Below are 24,002 nucleotides of genomic sequence, written 5' to 3' on the forward strand. Positions count from 1 at the left end.
AGCTACGAGGAAAGCGTGTAAAGGTGCGTGAATCGGTCGTTATGCGTCAGCGTCTTCCTCCTCGTCGTCGGTGTTCTCGCCGTCAACGTCTTCGTCGGTGTTCTCGCCGTCAACGTCTTCGTCGGACACGACATCGCTCACCGCGTCGCCGAGGTCGTCGAGCTCACCGCCGATGAACTCGTGGACCTGCTCGTGGATCTGGCTGACGTGCTCGGGCACCTGTTCGGGGAGGCTGCTCGGCGGGCCACGGTCGCCTGCGGCTTCGTCATCGGCGTTCCCCTGTCCGTCGGGGGCGGCGTCATCGGGCTCGTCGCTCGCGTTCTCGTTCTCGTTCGCGGGCGTGTCGTCCGGCGCGTTCTCGTCGGCCGCCGTCGCGTTGTCGTTTGCCTGTGCGTCCGCGGGGGATGCGGCGCCGACCGCCGCTACCCCACCGATCAAAACGGTCACCGCGAGTGCGACCGTTACAACTGTGTTCGCGTTCATCGCGTCCCTTCCTATCGGCCGAGAGGTGTTAATACGGGGACGCACTGAACCCGGTTTTCGACGATTTCAGCGACGTATTACCTGGATCACCGCGAATTAACGCGAGCTGAGCTCGGATCGAACGGGCACAGACCGTAATCGGGGGGAGACCCACGCCTCGGACGACACCCCTCACCGCGCACGGCTCACGACACGCGACGCGCTCCCCACTGCGCACGGCTCACGACACGCGACGGGCCACCCACGCGCCCACTACAGTCGAAGGAACATCTTAAGTCGGCCAGGCTCCGAGTTCGTGTCGTATGCGAACGGGCGTATCGACCGGGTGGTCGCGGTGAGCGTTGGTCAGCGAGTGACGACCGACGACCAGCTCGCGCGCCTGCTCCAGATCGGGATCGTGTTGGAGGAGGTCGTCGAGGCGCGAGCGTATCACCACTACCGGAGCCTCGACGAGGAGCTCGACGAGGAGGTTGCGGCGCTGCTCGAAGGCGCCGCCGAGGAGTCCGCGGAGCACCGCGAACGGCTAGAGGCGCTGATCGACGGACTCGGGGTCGAGAGCGTTCCGTTCGACGAGATCGAGTCGCTCGTTGACGCCAGATACGGTCGGACCCGGCCGGAGGATTTCGACGGCGTGTTGTACGACCAGTTGTGCAACGAGGAGACCGCCTACAAGTTCTACGACGACCTCATCGAGGCGATAACCGAGTCGGACGCGGAGTTCTCGATCGACCGCGAGGAGCTGTTGGACACCCTACGAGCGATCCGCGAGGAGGAGTCGGACGGGGTACGTGAGGTCACGGAGGTCATGGAACGACGATGAACGTCACGAGAGTGCCGCCGGAGAGCGGCAGCGACGGAGGGGAGCCGTGAACACCGCAGATCAGTATTTGAAGACCATATACGTCATCCAGCAGGCGGCCGACGGGCCGGCGTCGACCGGGGCGGTCGCGGATGCCCTCGACGTGAGCCCGGCGAGCGCCAACGAGATGATCGGCAAGCTCGAATCGCGTGGGCTCGCCGAACACGAGAAGTACAAGGGGGTTCGACTCACCGACGACGGCATCGTCCGCGCCCGAGAGGCGTTACAGACGTACTGTATCATCGAGCGGTTCCTCGCGAACGTCCTCGCCGTCGAGGAGTTCCGCGCGGAGGCTCGGGAGTTGGAGGCGGTGATCGACGGCACCGTTGCCGAGCGGCTGGACACGATCATCGACCGGAAGCCGGAGTGTCCGGACTGCTTCGACCCGGAGACCGACGCGTGTGCGTGTCTGGAACTGACCTCGACGACCGAATAGACCGTCGTTAGACGCCCGTCGAGTAGCGTAAGATCCCGGCGACACCGCCGAACGCGTCGAGCAGCTGTTCACCCTTTTCGAAGTCCGTGGAGATGAATTTCGTATCCGTGCCGCGCTGTTCGGCGATCGCCATCAGGTGTTCGATGACGTCCTCGCGCTCGACTACTTCGGCTTCCTGGCCACACTCCTCGCACTCGTGGTCGGGCGTCGAGTGGCGCGAGTCGATCACCTCGTACTCCTCGGTGCCGTCCGGGCACTCGTACACGACCACGTCGGATCGCAGGTCTTCGGAGATGAGCAGCCGGTCGACAGATCCCATGATCAGGTTCCGGCGGGTCTGTTCGAACCCGTAGGTCGCCTCCTCACCGGTGTGGAGGTTCTCGAAGAACTCCTCCATGTGGCGTTTGTCCTCGACGATCTCCTGATCGGCGAGCGCCTCGCTCGCGTTGTCGACGAGGTCTTTCAATCCGGACTCGTCGGTGTACGCGACGTCGAACTTCCCGAGCACCTTGTCCTGCAGCTCGTGGTGGAGGTAGTCGCCGTCGAGGAACTCGTCTTTCGTCGGCGACGGGCCGCCGACCAAGATCCCGTCGAGCTCGTGGCGTTTCGCCACGAACAGGTCGTTCGCCATCTCCGCGACCTCCTGATAGAAGTTGTCGATGGCCTCCAGCCGGAGCCGGGCGAACCGCTGTGCGGACTGGCCACCCTTCCGCTGCTTGCCGGGAACGAGCGAGGAAGCTGACTTGACGGCCTCGACGCGTTTCCCCTTCAGCCACCCGACGTTCGCCTCGCGGCGATCCAAAACGATGAGCCCGAACAGTCCGGAGTCCGCCAGCATGTGTTCGAGCGGGTCCGTGAGGAAGTTCGAGTCACAGTGGTAGCGGAACGATTCGATCGGCTGCGGCGGCGATTCGAGCGTCCGCGTCACCATCTCGGTTCGGCCACCGCCGGAGTTGACCGCTCCCGAGAAAAGCACCATTCCGTTCTCCGGCGGGTACGTGTCGTAGTAGCGGAGCCGGTCTTTGATGCTCGTCAGCGCGTCCTGGACGTTCGTCCGGGTCTGTTTGGATTTGATGTTGGCCGCCTCGCTGTGCTCTTGGGTGACGTGTGCCACCACGTCGGACACCTGTTTGTCCTCCGGGATGTAGATGGTGACGAGCTGGGTGCCGGAGCCCTCGTAGTCTTTGAGCTCCTCGATGACCTTGCGGAACTCGTACTTCCGCCGGTCCTCGCTCGCCTGTTGGGCGTCGCTACTCATTGTCTCGACTACGGCCGCGTGCGTGTAAGTAACCTTTGACCCGCGGAGCGAAGCGAACACGCCCCGTACACTCCCGCTATGGCTCGGTTACCGGTGGTTCACATCGATTCGGGGGCCTCGACGCCGAGGACGTCGAGCGCGTTCGCCATCGTGTAGCGGGCCGCGGCGACAACGGCGAGTCGAGCATCGCGGAGCGCGTCGCTCTCGGCGGTCAACACGGGACACTCGCGGTAGAAGGCGTTGTACGCCTCGGCGAACTCGCGCGTGAACGTGGCGACCGTGTGCGGTTCCAAGTCCTCGGCGGCCGCCTCGATAACGGCCGGGAACCGGGCGACCTCCCTGAGCAGGTCGCGCGCCTCGGCCGTCTCCAGCACGCTCGGGTCGACATCGACGGTCGCACCCGGTTCCGGCACCGTGACATCGGCTGTCGTCGCTTCATCGAGGATCCCGCAGCAGCGGGCGTGGACGTACTGGACGTACGGCGCCGACTGCGCCTCGAAATCCAACGCCTCCTCCCACTCGAACGTGATCGCCTTTGCCGGCTGTTTCGAGACGATATCGTACCGGACGGCCCCGATCCCGACCTGGTGAGCGATGCGTTCGATATCGGCCTCGTCGAGGTCATCGTCGCGGATCCGGTCGTCCATCCGGCTCTCGACCGCCTCGCGGGCGCGAGCGATCGCCTCGTCGAGCAGGTCATCGAGCATCACGCCGGTCCCTCGCCGGGTGGACATCTTTCCGTCAGGGAGGTTGACGTACGAGTAGATGACGTGGCCGAGCGAGTCAGTGTCGTTGCCCAGCAGCTCCAAAGCGGCGTCGAGCTGGTCGGCCTGGAGCTTGTGGTCCTCGCCGAGCACCGTCACCGCGCGGTCGTAGTTCGCGAATTTCCACTCGTGATGCGCCAGATCCCGGGTAGTGTAGAGGCTGGTGTCGTCCGAGCGCAAGAAGACGAGGTTCTTGTCGATCCCCCAGTCGTCGAGCTCGAGCTGCCAGGCGTCCTCCTCGTAGACGGCCTGTGGCGTCTCCTTGAGCCGCTCTGCCACGTCGTCGGTGGACCCGTCGCGCATGAACCGCGTCTCCTTGACGAACTCGTCGAACTCCGCAGGCAGACGGGCGAGACACTCCTTCATCCCGCCGAGTACCGCATCGACGACCTCACCAACGCGTTCGTAGGTCGCCTCGTCGCCCGCTTCGAGTCCTTGGAGGATCGACGATATCTCCGCCTCGGCAGCCTCGACCTCGTCCGAGTCGGCACTTTCGAGGAACTCGTTCCCCTTCCGGTAGTAGCGCACCAAGTCGTATTCGATACGGTCCCGGGCGGGGTCCGCTTCGAGGTCCGACTCGTCGAACCGTTCGTACGCCCACGTGAACACCGCCATCTGCCGGCCCGCATCGTTGACGTAGTAGTGGCGGTCGACGTCGTAGCCGGCGTACGAGAGGAGGTTCGCGACCGCGTCGCCGACGATCGGGTTGCGTGCTCGCCCGACGTGGACCGGCCCGGTCGGATTCGCGCTCGTGTGCTCGACGACGACGGAAGTGTCGCGGTCGGGGAGGCTTCCGTACGCCTCGTCGGCCGCCGCGGCGGTCAAGGTGTCGGCGAGGTACCGCTCGCCGGCGTGGAAGTTGACGTACGGGCCAGCTGTGTCGACGGCGACGAGGTAGTCGTACCCCTCCACCTCGACCGCGTCCGCGACGTCGCTCGCGACGTTCGGCGGGGCGTCGCCGACGACGCCGGCGAGCCGAAACGCGACGCTGGAGGCGAGCGTCGCGTCCATGTCGTCGGGCGGGCGTTCGATACCGAGGTCGTCGGTCGGGAGGTCGAGACTCGCGAGCGCGTCGGCGAGCGCCGACGACACCTCCGACCGGAACTGCCTGAACATACCGTCCGTTCGTCGGTCCGGCTAAAAGGCCCTTCCGAAGCGCCCGCAGCGGGAGACGACTGCTGTCGATCACGTGGCCGTGAAGCGGACGTGCCCTCTCAGATGCTAGAAAGCAGCGTAGCAGGGCGCGGAGAGGGTCAATGACGAACGATTCGAGGACGATCGGGACGGCCGCCACCCACGGATCCACCGCGACAGCCGAGTTAAGTGGCTGGACGCCCAACCTCATCACGATGCGTGCCACGCTGGAAACGCTCGGGATCGTCTCCATCATCGGCGTCGTGCAGGCTGCCCTGAGCGTCGTCGGGCTCGCGTGGGTGTTCGCGCTGTCGGCGCCTGTGTCGATCGCGCCGTGGACCGTCGTCACGAGCGTCTACGCGCACGCCTCCGCCAGTCACCTGCTTGCGAACGCCGTCGCCCTCCTCCTCGTCGGCCCCCTCGTCGAGCGCCGGACGACGCGGCTCCGGTTTCATGCCTTCGTCGTCGCGAGCGGCGGCCTCGCCGGGATCGCACAGGTGACTCTAGGCGGGCTCGTCGGCGCGTCACCTGCCGTCCTGGGGATCAGCGGGGCGGTGTTCGCGCTTGGCGGCTACCTGCTCGCCGGGAACGCGGTGACGACGACGTTGTTCGACCGCCTCCGACTCACCCCACGGGCGCAGTTCGCCCTATTTGCGGGGATCGCGGTCGTGTTGACGCTCGTCACCGCCGCACCCGGCGTCGCGCTGATCGCTCACGCGGCGGGCGCGTTCTGTGGGCTCGTCACTGGGCGGGTGAGACTACTCGACCGGCGGTGACGACGGGGTCGTCGCCAGCGCTACCGCTACCTTCGGAGGCACTTGCCGCCACGCGTGGCTATCGGGGATAAAGAAAACGAAGGAACGGAAGCGCCCTAGCGCTTAGTCTTCGAGGACGATCTCGATGCTGACGTCGTTCGGCACTTGGACGCGCATGAGCTGGCGGAGCGCGCGTTCGTCGGCGTCGATGTCGATCAGCCGCTTGTGGACGCGCATCTCCCAGTGCTCCCACGTCGCCGTCCCCTCACCGTCCGGGGACTTCCGCGACGGGATCTCGAGCGTCTTCGTCGGCAGCGGGATCGGGCCCGACAGGGCGACCCCCGTCGAGTCCGCGATCTCGCGGACGTCGTCGCAGATGTCGTCGAGGTCCTCGGGGCTCGTGCCGGCGAGGCGGACGCGTGCCTGCTGCATCGATTATCGCTCGTTGACTTCGAGCACCTTGCCGGCCGCGATGGTCTGACCCATGTCGCGGATGGCGAAGCTGCCGAGTTCGGGGATTTCGCCGGACGGCTCGATGCTGAGCGGTTTCTGCGGGCGCACGGTGACGACCGCGGCGTCGCCGGACTTGATGAAGTCCGGGTTCTCCTCGGCGACCTCACCCGACGAGGGGTCGATCTTCTGGTTGATCTCCTCGATCGTACAGGCGACCTGCGCCGTGTGGGCGTGGAAGACCGGGGTGTAGCCGGCAGTGATCACGCTGGGGTGCTGCATGACGACGACCTGTGCCTTGAACGTCTCGGCGACGCTCGGCGGGTCGTCGGCGGGACCACAGACGTCACCGCGACGGATGTCGTCCTTGCCGATGCCGCGGACGTTGAACCCGACGTTGTCGCCGGGGCCGGCCTCGGGAACCTCCTCGTGGTGCATCTCGACCGTCTTCACCTCGCCGCCGACATCGGACGGCTGGAAGGAGACGTTGTCGCCGGTCTTGAGCATCCCGGTCTCGACACGTCCGACGGGGACGGTCCCGATACCGGAGATGGTGTAGACGTCCTGGATGGGGAGTCGGAGCGGCGCGTCCGTCGGCGGCTCGGACTCCGGCAGGTCGTTGAGCGACTCCAGCAGCGTGGGGCCGTCGTACCAGGGCGTGTTCTCGGACTCCTCGGAGATGTTGTCGCCCTCGAACGCCGAGATCGGCACGAACGTCGTGTCGTCGGTCGCGAAGCGGACCTGGTTGAGCAGGTTCTTGACCTCCTCGACGACCTCCTTGTACGAGGACTCCTGGTAGTCGACCAGGTCCATCTTGTTGACGCCGATGATGAGCTCGTTGATACCCAGCGTGCGGGCCAGGAACACGTGCTCTCGGGTCTGGGGGGCGACGCCGTCGTCGGCCGCGACGACGAGCACCGCGTTGTCTGCCTGCGAGGCACCCGTGATCATGTTCTTCACGAAGTCACGGTGGCCCGGGCAGTCGACGATGGTGAAGTAGTAGTTGTCGGTGTCGAACTCCTGGTGGGCGATGTCGATCGTGACACCACGCTCTCGCTCCTCGGCGAGGTTGTCCATCACGTAGGCGAACTCGAAGCCGCCCTTGCCCTTCTCTTCTGCTTCCTCTCGGTGCTGCTCGATTACGTGCTCGGGAACGCTCCCCGTCTCGAAGAGGAGTCGGCCCACGAGCGTGCTCTTGCCGTGGTCGACGTGGCCGATAATGGCCAGATTCTGGTGCGGTTTGTCACTCATGGGGTAATCACGCGCTAAGGCGTTGTGTGAGTACGTTTTCGGTTGATCCCACTAAAACGGTTTCGATACGGCACACAGCCGATGGAAACGCCGTCTCATGGTTCGTGAGATCGTTACGCATGGTAGCGTGGAGATGAACAGTAGTGGGAGTTCGGCCCCCACCTCCAACGGGCTTCGCTCCAAACGGGCCTCACCGCAAACGGCCCTATCGGCGCCGGGTGGTTCGACCCTCCGACGATGACGGCTACTCGAGCCGTCCAACGTCCCCGAGCACCGCGCTTGCGGTCTCCGGGCCGCCAGCCCCGCGGCCGGAGATATTGAGCCGGCCGGCGTGGGAGGTCTCGATCTGGACGATGTTCTGCGTGCCGGAGACGGCGAGGGTCCCGTTCTCGGGGACGAGCCGCGGGGCGACTCGGACGGTCTCGCCCGTCGCCTCGCCGATCAGCCGAACGGTCCGTCCGTCCTCGGCGGCGAGCCGAAGCGCGGAGCCGGGAACGTCGCGGATCCCCTCCACGTCGGCGTCAGCAAGCGTGAACTCGCGGGCGTCGGCCGGGTCGTCCGCCGCACCGAACGAGAGGACGTTCGCGAGGATGACGCATTTGAGCGCGGCGTCCGTCCCGTCGACGTCGAAAGAAGGATCCGCCTCGGCGACGCCGAGGTCCTGCGCCTCCGAGAGCACGTGGTCGTAGTCGAGTCCTTCCGCAGCCATGCGGGTGAGGATGAAATTCGCCGTCCCGTTCAACACGCCCCGAACAGCCGTGACATGGCCAGGTTCGATGTCTTCGACCGTCGAAACCGCCGGGATCGCGCCGCCGACCGTCGCCTCGAAGCGGATGTCGCCGTCGCTGTCGGCGGCGAGCGTTCGGAGGTCTCCGAACCGCTCCGCGACGGGGCCTTTGTTCGCCAGTACCGCGTGTCGATCGCGCTCTAGCGCGGCCGCGACGTGCGAGAAACCGGGCTCCGCGTCGCCGAGCGTCGTCGGCGTCGCCTCGACAAGCACGTCGTAGTCGGCTGCGAGCGCGTCGGCGGGCTTCGCGTCCCCGACGACTCCCGCCTCAGCCTTGCGGGTCACGACCGCTTCGGTGTCGAGCCCGACCTGTCCACTGGCTCCGGACGACCCGTCGCTGACGATCGCGGACGACGAATCGGCGACGGCGACGACCTCGTGGCCGTACTCCGCTGCGAGCTCGACGACGGAGCGCCCGACCGCGCCCGCGCCGATCACGGCGAGTTTCACGCGTCCACCCCCGTGAGCGGCTCGACCACACGGAGCGACTTCTCGTCCGCCAGCTCCCTGACGGCGGCGAGCGCCGCCGCCGTCTCACCCGCCCGCGCCTCCAGCCGGAGCCGCGCGCTCGAGGCCTCCTCGGTGCCTTGTGGCGCCGCCAGCGACACGTCGGCGACCGACGCCGACTCACACGCCTCGATCCGCGAAAGGGTGTCCGAGAGGTCGGTGTCGATGAGATGTCCGAACAACAGCACCGTCACCTCCTCTGCGTAGCGTTCCGTGCCCGCCTGCATCACGTTCACGCCCGCCTCCCTGAGCGCCTCGACTATCGTCTCGAACCGCTCGGCGGTCGCCTCGAAGTCGACCTCGACGGGGATCCGCCCGCGGGGGGTCTTGTTGCCCCGTTCGTGGTAGATCGACAGCAGGTTCCCGCCGTTATCGGCGATCGGGTGGAGCGCCGCGAGTAGCTGCCCCGGTTCGTCGACGAGTTCGAGCCGAACCGTGTGTGTCGACGGGGTCGTGGACGCGTGGCCCCCGTCCGGGGAAGCGCCGTCCTCGGGGACGTTCCCTTCCTTCTCTGGGGCGCCGTCTACACGGTCGCTCACGCGATCACCTTCCGGGAGCCCGTCCGGGCGGCCTCGTCGATCGCAGCTGGCGGACGGTTCCAGGACGTCATCGGCGTAGTCCCCCGACACGCTCCTGTGATCGGCGCGGAGCGGCCGCTTGCTGGCTCCGTCGCGATGCGCCGAGCGGGAGTCGTGCCCGTCTGCATATCCGATAGAAGTCGGGGGAGCCGGTATAAGCCTTCGGCGATGGCATGCGTTGCCTCCCTCACGGTCGTGTCAGCGTATGTCGTGTGTGAGGGATCGGCATAACGAGACACCAGAGGACGAAGACAGAAGAACCGAAGGGAGCGACGAGCGAACGGAACGGCGGCTGCCGACGCGGCGCGTGCCGCGTTTGGGTTAGATGTAGTCGATCGAGGAGGGGAGCTCCAGCTTCATCCCCTTGCGCTCGCGGATCTCCATGATCTTCTCGCGCTGGAGGTTGTCGACGAGCACGCGGAACCCGGCGTTCTCCGTGTTCCACGACGCACGACCCTCGGTGGCCGAGCGGATGTCGGAGGAGAAGCCGATCATCTCCTCGACGGGCGCGATACCCTCGACGACCATGAGGTCACCTTCCTGGTACATGTCGTCGACGCGGCCGCGACGACCCTGGATCTCGCCGGAGGCGGCACCCATGTGTTCCGAGGGCACGTCGATACGGACGTCCTGGATCGGTTCGAGCAGGCGGACCTCGCCGTCGATCAGCGCGCGGTGGACCGCGTCGCGAACGGCGGGGATCACCTGTGCCGGACCGCGGTGGATCGTGTCCTCGTGGAGCTTCGCGTCGTGCAGGCGGAACAGCGAGCCCTGCACCGGCTCGGCGGCGAGCGGCCCGTCGTCGAGCGCCTCCTGAAGCCCCTCCAAGACGAGCTCCATCGTCTCGTTGAGGTGCTGAATCCCCTTCGTGTCGTCGATGAGGATGTTGGTCCGGTGGATGTCCTCGACGTTCTGGGAGGTGTCCTTGTCCATGCCGGCGTCCTGAAGCGCCTCGCGGCGTTCCAGTTCGGGCATGTCCATGGAGACTTCGCCGAGCTGGATGGCGTCGACGATCTCCTGAGCCATCGGTTCGACCGTGAGGTAGAACTTGTTGTGGCGGTTCGGCGACTGCCCCTCGACTTCGCGGGACGCCTCCTGGGGCTGCTCGCGATAGACGACGATCGGCTCCCCGGTAATGACCGGGATGCCCTGGTTGTCGCGGATACGCTGGGTGATCACTTCGAGGTGGAGCTCGCCCTGCCCGCTGATGAGGTGCTCGCCCGTGTCCTCGTTGATCTCGATCTGGATCGTCGGGTCCTCCTTGGCGACCTGCTGGAGCGTCTCGATGAGCTTCGGCAGGTCGTCCATGTTCTGGGCCTCGACGGACTTCGTGATGACCGGCTCGGAGATGTGTTCGATCGACTCGAACGGCGTCATCTCGATCGAGGAGACGGTCGAACCGGCGATGGCGTCGCGGAGGCCGGTGACGGACGCGATGTTGCCGGCGGGGACGCGGTCCACTTCCTCGCGTTCGCTCCCCATGAAGAGCCCGACGCTCTGGATGCGGTTCTTGCCGGCCGTTCCGGAGACGTACAGCTCCTGTCCCTTCTCCAGCGTACCGGAGAAGACGCGACCCGTCGCGATCTCGCCCGCGTGCGGGTCCATCGAGATGTCCGTCACCATGAAGACGACCTCGCCGTCCTCGTCGACGAGCCGCATCGTGTCAGCTAGGTCTGACTCGGGGTCACCGCGCCAGATGCGGGGGACACGCCGGGGCTGGGCGTCGACGGGGTTCGGGAAGTGCTCACACACCATGTCGAGCACGACGTCCGACAGCGGGGTGCGCTCGTGGAGCTCCTGACGCTTGTCGGCCTGTTCGAGGTCGATGATGTCGCCGAAGTCCATGCCGGTCCGCTGCATCGACGGCATGGAGACGCCCCACTTGTACAGCGCAGAGCCGAACCCGACCGTACCGTCCTCGACGGAAACGGTCCAGTCCGTCGGGATGTCGTCCATGTTCTCGGCCATCCCGCGGATGAGCTCGTTGACGTCGGCGATGACCGCCATCAGCCGCTCCTGCATCTCCTGAGGCCCCTCTTGGAGCTCGCTGATGAGGCGGTCGACTTTGTTGATGAACAGCGTCGGCTTCACGCCCTCACGGAGCGCCTGCCGGAGCACCGTCTCCGTCTGCGGCATCGCGCCCTCGACGGCGTCGACGACCACCAGCGCGCCGTCGACGGCACGCATCGCGCGGGTGACGTCCCCGCCGAAGTCGACGTGGCCCGGCGTGTCGATGAGGTTGATGAGGTGGTTGGTGTCCTCGTACTCGTGGGTCATCGAAACGTTTGCCGCGTCGATGGTGATGCCGCGCTCCTGTTCGTCCTCCTTCGTGTCCATCGCGAGCTGCTCGCCCGCGGTGTCCTCGGAGATCATGCCGGCACCCGCCAGCAGGTTGTCGGAGAGCGTCGTCTTTCCGTGGTCGACGTGGGCGGCGATGGCGATGTTCCGGATGTGCTCCGGGTTGTCCATCAGCCGCTCACATTCCTGAACGATCTTCTTGCGTCGGCCCATTATACCGGTTGTTACCGACAGCAGGGTCAAAAGGGTAGTGTTTCGTCCCGGACGGATCGGCAGGATCGACCCCGGATCCGCGTCGATTTCGTCTCGAACGGGGCCGATCCCCTCCGAGAGCGCGTCGATTCTGTCCCCGACCGGGCCCGCCCGCGTCCACCCGTATTTAAGTCGCGCCTCGTGAACCGATCCGTATGAACGACACGCTCTCGCGGCTCGCCGACACCGGCGTCGTCGCGGTGCTGCGCGGCGTCGAAGCGGACCAGCTCATCGAGATCACGGACGCGCTCCGCGAGGGCGGGGTGACCGCCGTCGAGATCACCGCGGACACCCCAAACGTCGCCGAGAAGCTCAACGAGGTCGCGGGGTCGTTCGGTGACGAGGTCGTCGTCGGCACCGGCACCGTCCTCGACAGCGAGACCGCCCGCACGACGCTTCTAGCCGGCGCGGAGTTCGTCGTCTCCCCGAGCCTCCACGAGGACGTCATCGAGACGTGCAACCGGTACGGAGCCGTCACCGCTCCCGGCGTGATGACCCCGACCGAAGCGATCCGCGGCTACGAGGCCGGCGCGGACTTCGTGAAGGTGTTCCCCGCGAAGACGGTCGGTCCGGACCACCTCGGCGCGATGAAGGGCCCGCTCGGCCAGATCCCGATGATGCCCACGGGCGGTGTGAGCCCCGATAACGCGGCCGACTACATCGACGCCGGCGCGTTCGCCGTCGGTGCCGGCGGAGCGCTCGTCGACTACGACGCGGCCGCGCGCGGCCACTACGACGAGATCACGGAGACCGCCCGCGAGTTCGTACAGGTCGTCGAGGACGCGCGCGACGAGGACTGAAACGCGACCCATTTATAAGCTAAGAGAGCGGCAGAAGCGGTGGCGCGCCTGCGAGCGGTCGCCGACGGCGACCGCGAGGAGCCCGCGAGGGAGCCCGGAACGGCGTTTATAAACGCCGTTCCGGCGAGGCTGGGGAGGTGTGAGGTGCGGTTACTGTGGGGGACGGGGCGAGACGCGAAGGGGCAGTCACCGGACGACGTTCGGCTGCCAGAGGCGCGGAGCGCCTCGCTGCCGCGAGGGCGAAGACGCGAGACGCAAGTAGCGAGGGACCGACGGTCCCTCGGACAGCCAGCGGCAGAGCCGCCGGCGACTGGGGCTTTGGAGCGGTCGCCGTCGATCCGTCGAACACGATTTATAAACGAGCGGTGGGACTTTGGCGGTGATCGGCCGACAGCTCGTCGATCCACCTGGTTATACATGATCAGCCGAGTCTCCGGGGCCGCCTACCGCGTCGATCACTTATAAGCCCGGAGAACACGACCGACGAGCCCGATCCCCTACATGAAGTCCGCGATACCCGACTGCTTGTTGGTGTCGTCCTCGAAAATCGACTCCAACGCCTCCTCTAACACGTACAGCCGCTGTTTGGTGTAGGGCCGACAGTCGAACTTCTCGGCGACCGCGATGGCGGTGTCGACGTACTTGCTCACGGAGCCCTCGTGGACCGTGAGGTTCACTCGCCCGCCGCACTCGCGGCAGTCGCCCGTCAACGGCACCCGCCGGTACTTCTCGCCGCAGTCGAGACACCGCGTCTCCTGTCTCGAAAAGGCCCGGAGGTTCCCGATGATGTCCGGCAGGAAGTGGTACTCGATGACCCGCTCGGCCACGTCCGTCTCGTCGACCGCGCGGGTCTTCCGCGCCAGCTCCAACTGGGCGTTCATCTTCTCCATCATGTCGCCGAGCGTCTTGTACGCCGACAGATCCGGCCCCATCGCGATGTCCGTCGTGTCGTGGGTGTGATCGAAGCCGCGGTACTCGTCGTCGGTTCCGAGCGTGTCCTCGCCGAGTTGAATGAGGTCCTCGACCGTCTCCGGGTCGGCCATCTCCTGAGTCGCCTCGTAGAACTCGAGCGGGTACTGCCGCACGATGTCCATGTTGTGTGCCTCGTCGTCGATCTCCGACGGATCGATCCGCGAGGACATCACTAAGGGTGCATCCATGCGCCCGCCACGCTGGTTCGGGAGAAATTCTTTCGAGAAATTGAGAAGTCCGTCCATGAGAAGCATCACGCAATCCTCGTCTCCGTCACACTGATCGACTGATAAATCGTTTGCGACGAGCGAGTGCGTGTCCTCGACGGTGAGACAGTAGACGTGCTCGAAGTCACTCTCAACGATCTCGATCTCGTCAACGGCTTCGACGAGGTACTCCCCGGATCCCCCGTCGGATACGCGTGGGACGTACGGTTCAACAGACGAGACGTTCTCTGCGAGCAGATCTGCTTTGCGAGAGAGGTGAAAACCGGCGGCTTCAGCGAATCGAACGGCTTCCTGCGAGGAGACGGCGATAACGTACGTCTGTGCGTTCAGCCGCATGTCACTCTCGTCGTAGAAATCGGGGAACTTCTCGTGGAGCCGGACCCGTTCGGGACGGTCGACCGTGGCGTGAATACCGAGGCGTCGGAGTAGGGCGAGGAGGTCCTCTCGGAGTTCCTCGCTCACAGTCGTGGCCGTGATTCGGAGCGATCTCCTGTCAACGACGCCGTCACCGCTGAAGTACCCGCTCAGGTACGCCCCGACGATGTCTTCCGATGCGTCGAACATCGGGTCAGGGACGCGTTTCGTGTGCGCATGCGCGCCGGCATCGAGGACCGAATCGAAGAACGCACGCAACAGACGCCCGGAAGTGGTGATCTTCGCGTGGTTCTCCTCGTACGGGTCGACACCGAACTCGTCGCGAAGAACGTCGAGGAAGAACTCCCGCGCTTCCGCCTCGGTACCACACACCGTTGTCTGGTGGATCGTTCCCTTCGGAGTCTCCTGTTCGCGGGCGAATCCCTCGGCTGCGTAGTAGCCGAGCAGGGTCGCGACGCGCCCGTTGAGATCGACGATCCGATCGATCTCGGTGCGATCGCGTTTCATCCCGAGGGTTACGTCTTCGGGAACGAACCCGAGGAGATCGTCGATCGAGGAGAAACATCGCTGGAGATACGAGGCGGGGAAGCTTTGCCGATACAGGTAGTTGCTCAGCGTTTTCTTGTTCGTACCGAACACCTCCGTCATACTCTGGAGCGGGTAGAACTTTCCGTCCCAGTCGTCGGCAAACACGTCCTCGAAGAGTCCGTACAGCCGATCCTTATCCAGCCCCTTGATCATGAGACGGTCGGTCGGGATCGCGTCGGATCTGATGAACTCGGCGAGCAGATCGAACCGCTGTGGGTTCGGATCGGCCTCGTCGCTCCCGATCGAATCGGGAACGACCAGTTCGTCCGTCGTGTCGAGGTCTCGCGCTTCCGTGCCGACGATCTCGTCGCGTTCCCCGTCGTATACATGGATCCCGTGATCCGGAGTGACAGTTATCGAGCGTCCAGATGTCGTACGGATCCGCATCATGTGGTCCGGGGCTTCGTGTCTACTAACCGCCTCTACCGGGCGAGACACCCGGTCTCCCTCGGCGGTTAACGCAGGCACCTGCAGGTCGCCGTCGACCCCTTCCAGCTCGCCAACTGCGGTCCCGAAGTCGTCGAACTCGACTTCGGATCGATCGAGGTACGCCTCGACGAAGTCGTCGATTTCGTCGTGTCGTAAGCTGCCCGTCTCGTCTTCGAACCAGATCTTCGTCTCCGGATGGAAGCAGTTTCGCCTCTTGGCGGCGTGAAAGTATGGATGCGCGTATCCCACCGCGGCCGACGTGAATCCGACTACTCTCCCGACAGTTGCGGCGCTCGTGTGGGGAGCCATCCCGAAGACGAGCTCGCCGACGAGGTCGTCGCGCTCGTTTACCTCGTAAAAACGCGGGAGGTCGTAGAACTGCGCCAGTAGGTCGTCGACGAAGTCCGCGGTCCGCAGCATATGTTCGGCCGCACCGTCCGAGAGGACGATATCCTGGACCTTCAACTCGATCAGCTGGTCGTCGTGGCGGAGCGGGTCGCCGTCGATATCGGTCTCGTAGCCGAGCTCGCGGAAGTGGTCGGCGGTGACGTCGAGCTCCTCGGGCCGGACCGCGGTGACCGGGAGGTCCGTCATGTCGTATCGGACCGTTCCGTCCTTGAACGAGGTGACGCCGTTTTTCGCGCGCAAGATCCCCTTCTCTATCGCCTCCGGCGTCTTGTTCGTCGAGGTGAGCCCCTGTACCCCCTTGCAGATCTCGAAGGCGGACTCGCGCTCGCCGACCGTCTCCAGCGCCGACCGATACGCCTCGTTGACATCGACCTCTTGGTAGGTCGCCGCCGTCACCTCCCACTCGCATCGGGGACACTCGACGCGGCCCGCCTCGTCGGGCTCACACACCGTTCCACAGTCGCCACACTCGTAGTGGGGTTCGGTGTGCGTCCCACAGTCGGGACACGCCGACCGGTACGTGTGGGTCCCGCAGCTCGGACAGAGCCGGTTGGCGACCTCGATCTCGAGGTGGCCTCGTCGACCGCGGTCGTCCATCAGACCGGCCGCCTCGGAGACGTCGCGCTGCGGCCCGCCGGCCTCGTTGATCGGGAACAGGGTGTGGACCGCCGGCGAGAGGTCGCGACTCTCGGACTTCTCCGGGCGACCCATCCGGTTGCCGATCCGGACCGGCGCGCGTTCGCGGACCTCGAACGGCGCGACCTCGTTGACCGCCCGCATCGCGTTCTCGCCGCCGTCCCACTCGCGGGCGGCGGCGGACAGCTCGTTCCACCCCTTTCTGAGCCCGTCGTCGACGCCGAGCGACCGTGCGAGCGGCCGCCACGTCGGGATCCGGAGCGCGTCCGGGGTCGCGGCGTGTTCGACGAGCAGCGCCTCCAGCGCGGCCGCCGTCGTCTCAGTGTGTTCGATCGCGAGGACGCCGTCCACGACCTCGCCGTCGGCGACCGCGTCCGCGAGCGCCTCGAACGCGGCGACGCTCACGTCGTGCCAGAGGTAGGTGTACTCCGGGTGGAGCGGGCAGTCGTACGTCGTCGCCCACGACAGCGCGGTTTCCGGGTCCGGATGTTCGAGGTCCACGTGGGGGTCGTCCGAGAGCGCCTGCACGTCCGCCCCGGCAGCGTCGAGCTCCTGTATCCACCACTCGGAGACGTACGACGCGGGCGCGAGCGGGTGGTTGTTCTCGACGAACTCGCCGTAGTTGACGAGGTACTCGCCCAGGTCGAGGATCTCCTCGACGCCGTTGCGTATCTCGCGGGCCTCCTCGGGGTCGTCGATCCGGCGGACCTCGCCGTTCGCGAGCTTCACGGTGGGGCCGTCGATCGAGTCCACCGGTACGACACCGTGGGCTTTCCCCGGCCGCTCCGTCTTGATCTGCGTTCCCGCGGCGAGGAAGTCGTCCACGATATGCATCGTCGCCGGGTGGACCCCGCCGGTCGCGAAGCCGTGGTTGCGTGCCCGCCCGTAGCGGAGCCGGAACCCGCCGGGCTCGGAGGGGTGGGTGAACACCGGCCGGCCCGCGATCAAGTCGCGGAGGAACTTCTGTGAAGGTTCGGGCCGCGGCGGGCCGTCAGGCTCGGAGCCGTCTCCGCCGTCTACGTCGGAAGGAACGCCCCCATCGTCGGCATCGACGGTATCGCTCTCGGCGTCCGCGTCAGCTGAGGCGTTCTCGGCGTCTGCTGCGTCGTTCTCGACGTCCGCGTCCGCCCCGATCGTCCCGTCGATGAGGTCCTGTAGCCACGGCCAGTCGACCTCGTCGAGCTCGCGGGTGTACCGCTGGATCTTCGGGGCCTTCAGCGCGATCCCCTCGGCGGCGACGAGACACATCCCGCCGCGCGCGGAGTTGGTGTCGACCCGTTCGAGATCACGGAACCCCGACACCTCCTCGTCGCCGGTGGCTTCCCCGTCGAGCATCACCGGGAGGTGTTTCGCGATGAACTTCGACTCCTTGTCCTTCGGCGTGTACTGGAGGCCCGTCTCCTTGTCGTAGAGCGCGATCTCCTCGGCGTACCGCTCGACCTCCTCGGTCCGAGCGTGGTACTCGTCGATCCCCAGAAGCGACCGGGCGTAGTCGGCGACGAGCACCGATAACGCCTGTGCGGTCCCACCGGCCGACCGGATCGGGCCGGCGTAGTAGACGTTGATGAACTCCGACCCGTCGTCGTTTTCTAGCAGCTCGACACGGTCGATCCCCTCGATCGGCGCGGCGACGACCCCCTCGGTGAGCAGCGCGACCGCGGTCCGAACGGCACCCTCGACTTTCCCCGCGCGGGAGTCGTACTCGCCGACGGTCCCCTCGACGAAGTCCGTGACGAGCTCGAGGGCCGCCTCCTCGCGGGACATCTCGCCTTCGAGCTCGCGAACGCGCTCGGCCACGCCGTCGATCCCGAGGATGTTCTCGACGCGGTCGGCCATGTCGCGGGCGACCGGGATCTCGATCTCCGGTTCCGGATCCTTCCCCTGCGCCTTTGCGGCCTCCGCGACCTCGAACGCCTCGTCGAGACGCTCCTCGATCCGGGCGAAGTACCGCTCGTCGTCCGGCCTCATCGGCACTCCCCGTCCATCACAGCCACAGGTCGAGGTCGGTCACCGGGTCGTACTCGCGTTCCAACGGATCGGCGAACGCCCGGAAATGGCACTCGCCCGCCCAGACGGTCGCAGCGTCGAGGTGGCCGGCGAGCGCCTGCCCGCTCGGCCGCGAGAGAACCGCGTGAGTGTGCGCGAACACGTCGCCGTCGAGCAACGAGACGTTACCGACACAGGCCGCGACCTCCAGCGGTTCGTCGAACGTTACGGAGCGATACTCGGTGTCCTCTTGGTCGTAGAACCAGACCTCGGCGTCCTGTACCGCGCCGAGCGCCGAGAACCATCCGGCCTCCGCGTCCGCCTCGCGGGCGAGGTCCTCGATCTCCTCGCGCCAGTCCGCGCCGGTCTCGAACCGTGCGACGTACTCCGCCGTCGGTTCGACCTCCCGATAGTGCATAGAGAGCGGTGACAGCCCCGAGGCAAAAAACCGACCGGTGGTAAGGCCTCGCCGAGCAGCGATAGTCGACTTCTATATCGCGTTATATAGTTTACCACGTGCGGCCGCATCGAATCGGGGAGACACGTCTGTCGGCACGAGAACGCCGATACACGGCGGAAACCGTCGAGAAAACTGAACCGCGCTTAGAACGGGGCTTGCGGCCCTTCGTCGTCACCGTCGTCGCTCGTCTCGCCCGGGAACGAGGGAGACATACCGCCACCGGTGCCGCCGAGGTCGCCGTCCGCTCCGCCACCCATACCGGTGTCGGCGTGGACCGTCTCGATCTCGGGGATCTCCTTGACCATCCGGGACTTGATCGCCTGGATCGTCATCGGGGAGATACCACAGCCGGAACAGGCACCGCCGAGCTGGATGTGGACCTCGCCGGTCTCCATGTCGAGGTGGCTGATCGCGGCGCTCCCGCCGTGCATCTGGATCTGTGGGAAGTTGCGCCGCAGGAAGTTCGTGACGCGCTCGCGGAGGTCGTTCTCCGCGTCGGCCGTTTCCGTGCTCATGCGTTTCGATTGGCGTTGGCCGTGCTTATGCCTTTGGTTCGTTCCCGTTTCGTCGGCTCACGCGTCGGGAGCGGGGTCCTCGACGCCGAGCGTCCGGTACAGCTCCGTTTCGATCCGGTCGATGTACTCCTGGAGCGTCGCCTCGAACTTCTCGTCGTCGACGAGGACCCCCTGGAGCCGCTCACGGGGGTTTTCGGGCAGCTCGACCCGGAACTCTCCGTCCTCGTACATCGGTTCCGACTCGTTGAGCACCATCTGGTCGATCCCGTGGATCAACTCGGAGTCGTAGCGGTCGTTCATCTGGTTGAACGCGTTCTTGTACGCCCGCTGGAGCTCCGGGAAGTAGTGGACGTACTTGTCCTCGAACTTCTCGGGGTCGAACTCGTCGGCCATACCGCGTGGAACGGCCCGACGAGGAAAAAGCCGGTCGATCCGTCAATCGATCCGTCCCCGGTCCGAGAAACCGAGGCGGATCACGGCGCCATCACCCGATTCTAACCGGATCCTGAACGAATGATGATAATCGACGGCGTAAGGATTAAACTACATATCGCTATATAAAATGAGGGGCGAACCATGGCGCTGAAGTTCGGTAAGTAACTCTCAAATCCCGATGAATTGCTGTATATAAGGGTGAAGTCGTTTTCGGCGCTCAACCCCGAATTTAGTGTGATTTTATCCTTCTTGTTCAACAATCTGATTCACATAAATCTCATGCGTACACCCCTCATCCTCCTCATCCTCGACTTCTATCCTGACAGTCACTTCAGCAGGAGTAACCTCGACAACCTCGTCGAAGGAAACCGGTGGACAAGTCACGTATTCACCGTCTGTATTCTGAATAGCGAACAGATTCACTCTAGCCTCACCTGACCTACTAACATAACCAGGGCTCCCCCAGCTTGAATCGAACTCGGTCTCCAATTGCTCTTCCACGTGGCGAACGGCTGCTCTAGCAGCCTCAACGCCACAAGGTTCGTCATCATCCGACACAGTCGTTTCGATCGGATCGGCTCTGCCCTGCTCGTGTCGTTCCGAAACGCTACAATTAGTTGCGTTCGAACCATCCTCATCGTTTTCGGACTGCTCGTCCTCGGTCGTTGAGTCGTCTGTTTCACCACCACCGTTGAAGTCGTCGGTTTTGTCTCCACCGCTTCCTCCTAAACAACCTGCTAATACGACCGACGCCGTAGTGCTGAGTCCAAGGAGGGATCGTCGGGACAAGCGTGACACCATATTTTATCGTTCAGTTTTCTAGGAATATGCTTTCTGGCTACCTGTATTTTATACGTATGCGGCTTTGTTGAAATCCTCAGAAATTGATAGTTCCACCCTTAATTGCTCGATACTGAATACTGGAGCCACACTAACCACCCCATCCTGTTGAGATTTTATATAGTTTTTAATTGATAATAAAGCCAGTTAAAATCAAAGTCTAGGAGTTGTTGCTATCGCTCTTTCACTTGGTCAACCAGTCGGTAATGATAGCGATCGAGGGTCAGATACCTCTCTCGTTGTAACCTGTTTAAACAATTGTGAAATTAAGGCACGCATCAAACACATCCTCCGAGATTATAGACATGGCGCTCACGCTCGACGTCGAGACGAGCGGAAAACGGAAACAGCGTGGGAGCCGCCCTACCGGTTCAGCGTGTGGATCGCCTGCCCCTGCGCGTTCTCGGCCGCCTCCATCACGGCCTCCGCGAGCGTCGGATGGGTGTGGATCGTCGCGGCGACGTCCTCCAGCGTCGCGCCGAGCTCGATGGCGAGCGCGACCTCGGCCACCAGTTCCGACGCCTCGGGACCGACGATCTGGCCACCGAGCAGGAACCCGTGTTCCGCGTCGGCGACGAGCCTGACGAAGCCGTCCGTGTGGCCGGTCGTCATCGCGCGGCCCGACGCGTTGAACGGCATCTCGCCGACTGCGACCTCGAAGCCCGCGTCCTCGGCCTCCGCTTCGGTCATGCCGACCGTCCCGATCTCGGGGTCGGTGAACACCGCCGCAGGCATCGCCTGATAATCGAGCGCCGCCGGTTCGCCGGCGACGTGCTCGGCCGCGACGATCCCCTCCTTCGAAGCGGCGTGAGCGAGCATCGGGTCGCCAGCGACATCGCCGACCGCGTACACGTGCTCCGTCGACGTCCGAGCGCGGTCGTCCGTCTCGATGAATCCGCGATCGGTCGTCTCGATCCCGGCGTTCTCGACATCGAGCCCGTCGGTGACGGGCTGTCGGCCGACCGCGACGAGGATCCGATCGACGCCGTACGTCGATGCCTCGCCCGACTCCGTCTCGGTGTGGAGTAGGTACCCGCCGTCGCCGCTCTCCGTCCACTCGCTCGCACCCTCGCCGAAGTGGAACTCGACGCCGAGCGACTCGGCGCGTTTGCGGACCACCCGCTTAACGTCGTCCTCGTACGGGTCGAGGATGTCGTCGAGCATCTCGACGACCGTCACGTCGGCGCCGAGCTTGGCGTACGTCGTCGCTAACTCCATCCCGATGTACCCGCCGCCGACGACACCGAGGCGATCGGGAACCGAGTCGGCGTCAAGCGCGTCCGCGGAGCTCCAGACGTGCTCCTCGTCGAACTCGAATCCAGGGATCTGGATCGGTCGCGACCCGGTCGCGACGATCGCGTGCTCGAACTCGATCGATTCCGAGCCCTGTCCGTCACCGCCGTGTGCAACGCGAGCGGTGTGCTCGTCGACGAAGCTGGCGGTCCCCTCGATGAGGTTCACGCCGTTGGCCTTACACAGCTTCTCGACGCCACCGGTCAGGCGGTCGACGACCCCGTTCTTCCACTCGATCATCCGCGTGAGGTCGACGGCGGGGTCGGCGTGGATCCCCATCTCCTCGGCGTTACCCGCCTCGTGAGCGAGACTGCTTCCCGTGATGAGCGCTTTGGAGGGGATACACCCCCGATTGAGACAGGCCCCGCCGTAGGCGTCTTTCTCGACCAGCGTCGTGTCGAGTCCGTTCTGTGCGGCGCGGATGGCGGCGACGTACCCGCCCGGGCCCGCACCGATGACCAGTACCTCCGTTCCGGTGGCGATATCTCCGACGACCATTATTCGTTCAACAGCAGCAGTGGGTTTTCAAGGTGTTCCATGACGGTGTTCGCGAATCGGGCCGCGACCGCACCGTCGACGACGCGGTGGTCGATCGACAGCGACAGCGGGAGCGTCGGCGCGGGAACGACGGTCGTCCCCGCCTCGTCGTCGAGGAACCCCTCGTCGACGTCGGAGCGGTCCCTGACGACGGGTCGCTCCTCGATCGCTCCCAGTCCGAGGATCGCGGTCTCGGGGTAGTTGATGATCGGCGTGGCGTACTCTCCGCCGATCGCGCCGAAGTTGGTGATCGTGAACGTTCCGCCCTTCATCTCCGCGGGTTTGATCTTCCGGTCACGGGCGCGAGCGGCGAGGTCGTTCACCTCCTCGGCCAGCTCGAAGAGGCCCTTCTCGTCGACGTGTTTGACGACGGGAACCATCAGGCCGGCGTCCGTCGCCACCGCGATCCCGAGGTTGTACTCGCGTTTCAAGGCGATCTCCTCGTCGTCCTCGCGGAGCTCGCTGTTGAGGTACGGGTGCTCTTTGAGCCCCGCCACGATCGCTTTCATCACGAACGGCATGTACGTGAGTTTCACACCGTTTGCCTCGGCTTTCGGCTTCAGCTGCTCGCGCGCCTCGACGAGCGCGTCGACCTCGGCGGTGTCGTGATGGGTGACGTGGGGCGCGGTGAACTTCGATCGCTCCATCTGCTTGCCGATCGTTCGGCGAACCCCACGATAGGGCACCGTCTCCTCGACCGCGTCAGGCGCGTCCGTATCCGCGACCGACGCCGGGGCGGATACGGACGCGTCGGACGTCGACACCGACTTCGGGGTCGACGCGGGCTCCGAACCCGCCGTCTCGACGACGGTCGCCTCCGTGTCGCGCTCGGCGTACACCCGAACGGCCGCCTCGTCGACGAACGGCTCGCCCTCCCGCATCTCATCGGTCGGAACGTCGTCGATGTCGACCCCGAGCTCGCGGGCGACTTTCCGGGTCGCCGGCGTCGCCAGCGTCGTCTCGCGGCCGGCCGGCTCCACGCCCGACGCCGACGAACCCTCGGTGTGGTCGCTCTCGCCCCGCTTACTGACCGCGGACTTTCGATCGCTCGACCCGATGTCGACCGGTTTGGGGCCATCAGCGTCGGATCCGGCGTCATCACCCGAGGAGGAGTCGGTCGCCCCGCCTGACTCCGCGTGCGCCCGCACGTCACCCTCGTCGATCCTGCCGCCGGGACCGGATCCGTCGACCGCCGCGATGTCGACGCCGAGCTCGCGGGCGAGTCGACGGACGGAGGGCGGCGCGAACGTTCGTCCCGACGGCGTCTGTGGTTCCTCGGTTGCGGCCGAGATGTCATCCGCGTCGTCGGCGGGATCCGGTCCGTCGGCGGCCGCCGTGTCGTCTCCGGCTTCCGCGGCGTCGGCGGCCGCCGTGTCGTCTCCGGCTTCCGCGGCGTCGGCGGCCGCCGTGTCGTCTCCGGCTCCCGAGGCAGTTGCTTCGCCGTCCTCGTCGACGCGGAACGAGATGATCACGTCGCCGACGGGGACCATCTCCCCCTCCGCGACGAACAACTCCTCGACGACGCCGTCGTACCGCGACGGCACCTCGACGAGCGCCTTGTCGGTCTCCACTTCGGCGACGGGTTGGTCCTCCTCGACGCGGTCGCCCGGCTCGACGAGCCACGTCACCAGTTCACCCTCGGCGACGCCCTCGCCGACGTCCGGGAGTTTGAATTCTTTGACCGGCATG

Annotated in this window: 20 protein-coding genes; 4 read left to right on the forward strand and 16 right to left on the reverse strand. The window is 65.4% G+C overall.

The features are described from left to right. Positions 1-39 precede the first annotated feature (39 nt). On the reverse strand, positions 40-483 hold the full coding sequence (locus ACZ5TV_RS06250; RefSeq protein WP_379779342.1) for a hypothetical protein: 444 nt from the start codon (positions 481-483) through the stop codon (positions 40-42). Positions 484-817: 334 nt separating this feature from the next. Between ACZ5TV_RS06250 and ACZ5TV_RS06255 the strand changes: the two genes are divergently transcribed. Both ACZ5TV_RS06255 and ACZ5TV_RS06260 read left to right on the forward strand, forming a co-directional pair. After that, a complete protein-coding gene (locus ACZ5TV_RS06255) occupies positions 818-1,303 on the forward strand; it encodes a ferritin family protein (protein ID WP_379779362.1) in 486 nt (161 codons plus the stop codon). A gap of 46 nt (positions 1,304-1,349) precedes the next feature. Further along, positions 1,350-1,778, forward strand: a complete 429-nt coding sequence (locus ACZ5TV_RS06260) for a metal-dependent transcriptional regulator (protein WP_379779340.1) — start codon at positions 1,350-1,352, stop codon at positions 1,776-1,778. Between the two features lie 7 nt (positions 1,779-1,785). On the opposite strand, the gene prf1 is transcribed toward ACZ5TV_RS06260, so the two are convergent. Continuing rightward, complete coding sequence (gene prf1 / locus ACZ5TV_RS06265; RefSeq protein ID WP_379779338.1) at positions 1,786-3,036, reverse strand: peptide chain release factor aRF-1; 1,251 nt, start codon at positions 3,034-3,036, stop codon at positions 1,786-1,788. 98 nt (positions 3,037-3,134) lie between these two features. After that, positions 3,135-4,916 carry an arginine--tRNA ligase gene (argS, locus tag ACZ5TV_RS06270; protein ID WP_464384250.1) on the reverse strand — a complete coding sequence of 594 codons (1,782 nt, stop codon included), beginning with the start codon at positions 4,914-4,916 and terminating at the stop codon, positions 3,135-3,137. Positions 4,917-5,149: 233 nt separating this feature from the next. On the opposite strand from argS, the gene ACZ5TV_RS06275 reads away from it, so the two are divergent. Further along, a complete protein-coding gene (locus ACZ5TV_RS06275) occupies positions 5,150-5,710 on the forward strand; it encodes a rhomboid family intramembrane serine protease (RefSeq protein ID WP_379779360.1) in 561 nt (186 codons plus the stop codon). Positions 5,711-5,812: 102 nt separating this feature from the next. Here ACZ5TV_RS06275 and rpsJ read toward each other — a convergent pair whose 3' ends face one another. The 6 genes from rpsJ to ACZ5TV_RS06305 form a co-directional block, all read right to left on the reverse strand. Beyond that, positions 5,813-6,121, reverse strand: coding sequence for a 30S ribosomal protein S10 (rpsJ, locus tag ACZ5TV_RS06280; protein WP_004048854.1), 309 nt, complete (start codon positions 6,119-6,121; stop codon positions 5,813-5,815). 3 nt (positions 6,122-6,124) lie between these two features. Further along, positions 6,125-7,390: a translation elongation factor EF-1 subunit alpha gene (tuf, locus tag ACZ5TV_RS06285; RefSeq protein WP_379779334.1), complete on the reverse strand. Its 1,266-nt coding sequence runs from the start codon at positions 7,388-7,390 to the stop codon at positions 6,125-6,127. Positions 7,391-7,634: 244 nt separating this feature from the next. Further along, on the reverse strand, positions 7,635-8,627 hold the full coding sequence (locus tag ACZ5TV_RS06290) for a homoserine dehydrogenase (protein WP_379779332.1): 993 nt from the start codon (positions 8,625-8,627) through the stop codon (positions 7,635-7,637). Next, on the reverse strand, positions 8,624-9,223 hold the full coding sequence (locus ACZ5TV_RS06295) for an amino acid-binding protein (protein ID WP_464384251.1): 600 nt from the start codon (positions 9,221-9,223) through the stop codon (positions 8,624-8,626). Before ACZ5TV_RS06295 ends, ACZ5TV_RS06290 begins: the two co-directional genes overlap by 4 nt. Then, a complete protein-coding gene (locus ACZ5TV_RS06300) occupies positions 9,220-9,390 on the reverse strand; it encodes a hypothetical protein (RefSeq protein ID WP_379781198.1) in 171 nt (56 codons plus the stop codon). Before ACZ5TV_RS06300 ends, ACZ5TV_RS06295 begins: the two co-directional genes overlap by 4 nt. Positions 9,391-9,583: 193 nt before the next feature. Further along, on the reverse strand, positions 9,584-11,773 hold the full coding sequence (locus ACZ5TV_RS06305) for an elongation factor EF-2 (RefSeq protein WP_379781196.1): 2,190 nt from the start codon (positions 11,771-11,773) through the stop codon (positions 9,584-9,586). 194 nt (positions 11,774-11,967) lie between these two features. Here ACZ5TV_RS06305 and ACZ5TV_RS06310 point away from each other — a divergent pair, with 194 nt between their 5' ends. Continuing rightward, positions 11,968-12,612, forward strand: coding sequence for a bifunctional 4-hydroxy-2-oxoglutarate aldolase/2-dehydro-3-deoxy-phosphogluconate aldolase (locus tag ACZ5TV_RS06310; protein WP_379781194.1), 645 nt, complete (start codon positions 11,968-11,970; stop codon positions 12,610-12,612). Between the two features lie 497 nt (positions 12,613-13,109). Here the strand turns inward: ACZ5TV_RS06310 and polC are convergent, their stop codons facing one another. The 7 genes from polC to ACZ5TV_RS06345 form a co-directional block, all read right to left on the reverse strand. Continuing rightward, positions 13,110-18,215 carry a DNA polymerase II large subunit gene (gene polC / locus ACZ5TV_RS06315; protein WP_464384252.1) on the reverse strand — a complete coding sequence of 1,702 codons (5,106 nt, stop codon included), beginning with the start codon at positions 18,213-18,215 and terminating at the stop codon, positions 13,110-13,112. A 16-nt stretch (positions 18,216-18,231) separates the two neighbouring features. Next, positions 18,232-18,651 (reverse strand): PPC domain-containing DNA-binding protein, encoded by a 420-nt coding sequence (locus ACZ5TV_RS06320; protein WP_379780032.1) that lies wholly within the window; start codon positions 18,649-18,651, stop codon positions 18,232-18,234. Between the two features lie 185 nt (positions 18,652-18,836). Continuing rightward, positions 18,837-19,208, reverse strand: a complete 372-nt coding sequence (locus ACZ5TV_RS06325) for a NifU family protein (protein ID WP_379780030.1) — start codon at positions 19,206-19,208, stop codon at positions 18,837-18,839. Between the two features lie 57 nt (positions 19,209-19,265). After that, positions 19,266-19,601 (reverse strand): DUF5783 family protein, encoded by a 336-nt coding sequence (locus ACZ5TV_RS06330; RefSeq protein WP_379780028.1) that lies wholly within the window; start codon positions 19,599-19,601, stop codon positions 19,266-19,268. A gap of 282 nt (positions 19,602-19,883) precedes the next feature. After that, entirely contained in the window at positions 19,884-20,444 is a 561-nt protein-coding gene (locus ACZ5TV_RS06335) for a hypothetical protein (RefSeq protein ID WP_379780027.1), read from the reverse strand. Between the two features lie 402 nt (positions 20,445-20,846). Continuing rightward, positions 20,847-22,274 (reverse strand): dihydrolipoyl dehydrogenase, encoded by a 1,428-nt coding sequence (gene lpdA, locus ACZ5TV_RS06340; RefSeq protein WP_379780025.1) that lies wholly within the window; start codon positions 22,272-22,274, stop codon positions 20,847-20,849. Further along, positions 22,274-24,001 (reverse strand): 2-oxo acid dehydrogenase subunit E2, encoded by a 1,728-nt coding sequence (locus ACZ5TV_RS06345; RefSeq protein ID WP_464384253.1) that lies wholly within the window; start codon positions 23,999-24,001, stop codon positions 22,274-22,276. The genes lpdA and ACZ5TV_RS06345 overlap by 1 nt, the downstream gene beginning before the upstream one ends. Position 24,002: the final 1 nt, after the last annotated feature.

Source organism: Halorubrum tibetense (genome assembly GCF_055396225.1).

Coding starts and splice junctions, on each gene's coding strand:
- ACZ5TV_RS06250 (WP_379779342.1), bottom strand. CDS start 483: ATGAACGCGAACACAGTTGTAACGGTCGCACTCGCGGTGACCGTTTTG.
- prf1 (WP_379779338.1), bottom strand. CDS start 3,036: ATGAGTAGCGACGCCCAACAGGCGAGCGAGGACCGGCGGAAGTACGAG.
- argS (WP_464384250.1), bottom strand. CDS start 4,916: ATGTTCAGGCAGTTCCGGTCGGAGGTGTCGTCGGCGCTCGCCGACGCG.
- ACZ5TV_RS06275 (WP_379779360.1), top strand. CDS start 5,150: ATGCGTGCCACGCTGGAAACGCTCGGGATCGTCTCCATCATCGGCGTC.
- rpsJ (WP_004048854.1), bottom strand. CDS start 6,121: ATGCAGCAGGCACGCGTCCGCCTCGCCGGCACGAGCCCCGAGGACCTC.
- tuf (WP_379779334.1), bottom strand. CDS start 7,390: ATGAGTGACAAACCGCACCAGAATCTGGCCATTATCGGCCACGTCGAC.
- ACZ5TV_RS06300 (WP_379781198.1), bottom strand. CDS start 9,390: ATGCAGACGGGCACGACTCCCGCTCGGCGCATCGCGACGGAGCCAGCA.
- ACZ5TV_RS06305 (WP_379781196.1), bottom strand. CDS start 11,773: ATGGGCCGACGCAAGAAGATCGTTCAGGAATGTGAGCGGCTGATGGAC.
- ACZ5TV_RS06310 (WP_379781194.1), top strand. CDS start 11,968: ATGAACGACACGCTCTCGCGGCTCGCCGACACCGGCGTCGTCGCGGTG.
- polC (WP_464384252.1), bottom strand. CDS start 18,215: ATGAGGCCGGACGACGAGCGGTACTTCGCCCGGATCGAGGAGCGTCTC.
- ACZ5TV_RS06320 (WP_379780032.1), bottom strand. CDS start 18,651: ATGCACTATCGGGAGGTCGAACCGACGGCGGAGTACGTCGCACGGTTC.
- ACZ5TV_RS06325 (WP_379780030.1), bottom strand. CDS start 19,208: ATGAGCACGGAAACGGCCGACGCGGAGAACGACCTCCGCGAGCGCGTC.
- ACZ5TV_RS06330 (WP_379780028.1), bottom strand. CDS start 19,601: ATGGCCGACGAGTTCGACCCCGAGAAGTTCGAGGACAAGTACGTCCAC.
- ACZ5TV_RS06335 (WP_379780027.1), bottom strand. CDS start 20,444: ATGGTGTCACGCTTGTCCCGACGATCCCTCCTTGGACTCAGCACTACG.
- lpdA (WP_379780025.1), bottom strand. CDS start 22,274: ATGGTCGTCGGAGATATCGCCACCGGAACGGAGGTACTGGTCATCGGT.
- ACZ5TV_RS06345 (WP_464384253.1), bottom strand. CDS start 24,001: ATGCCGGTCAAAGAATTCAAACTCCCGGACGTCGGCGAGGGCGTCGCC.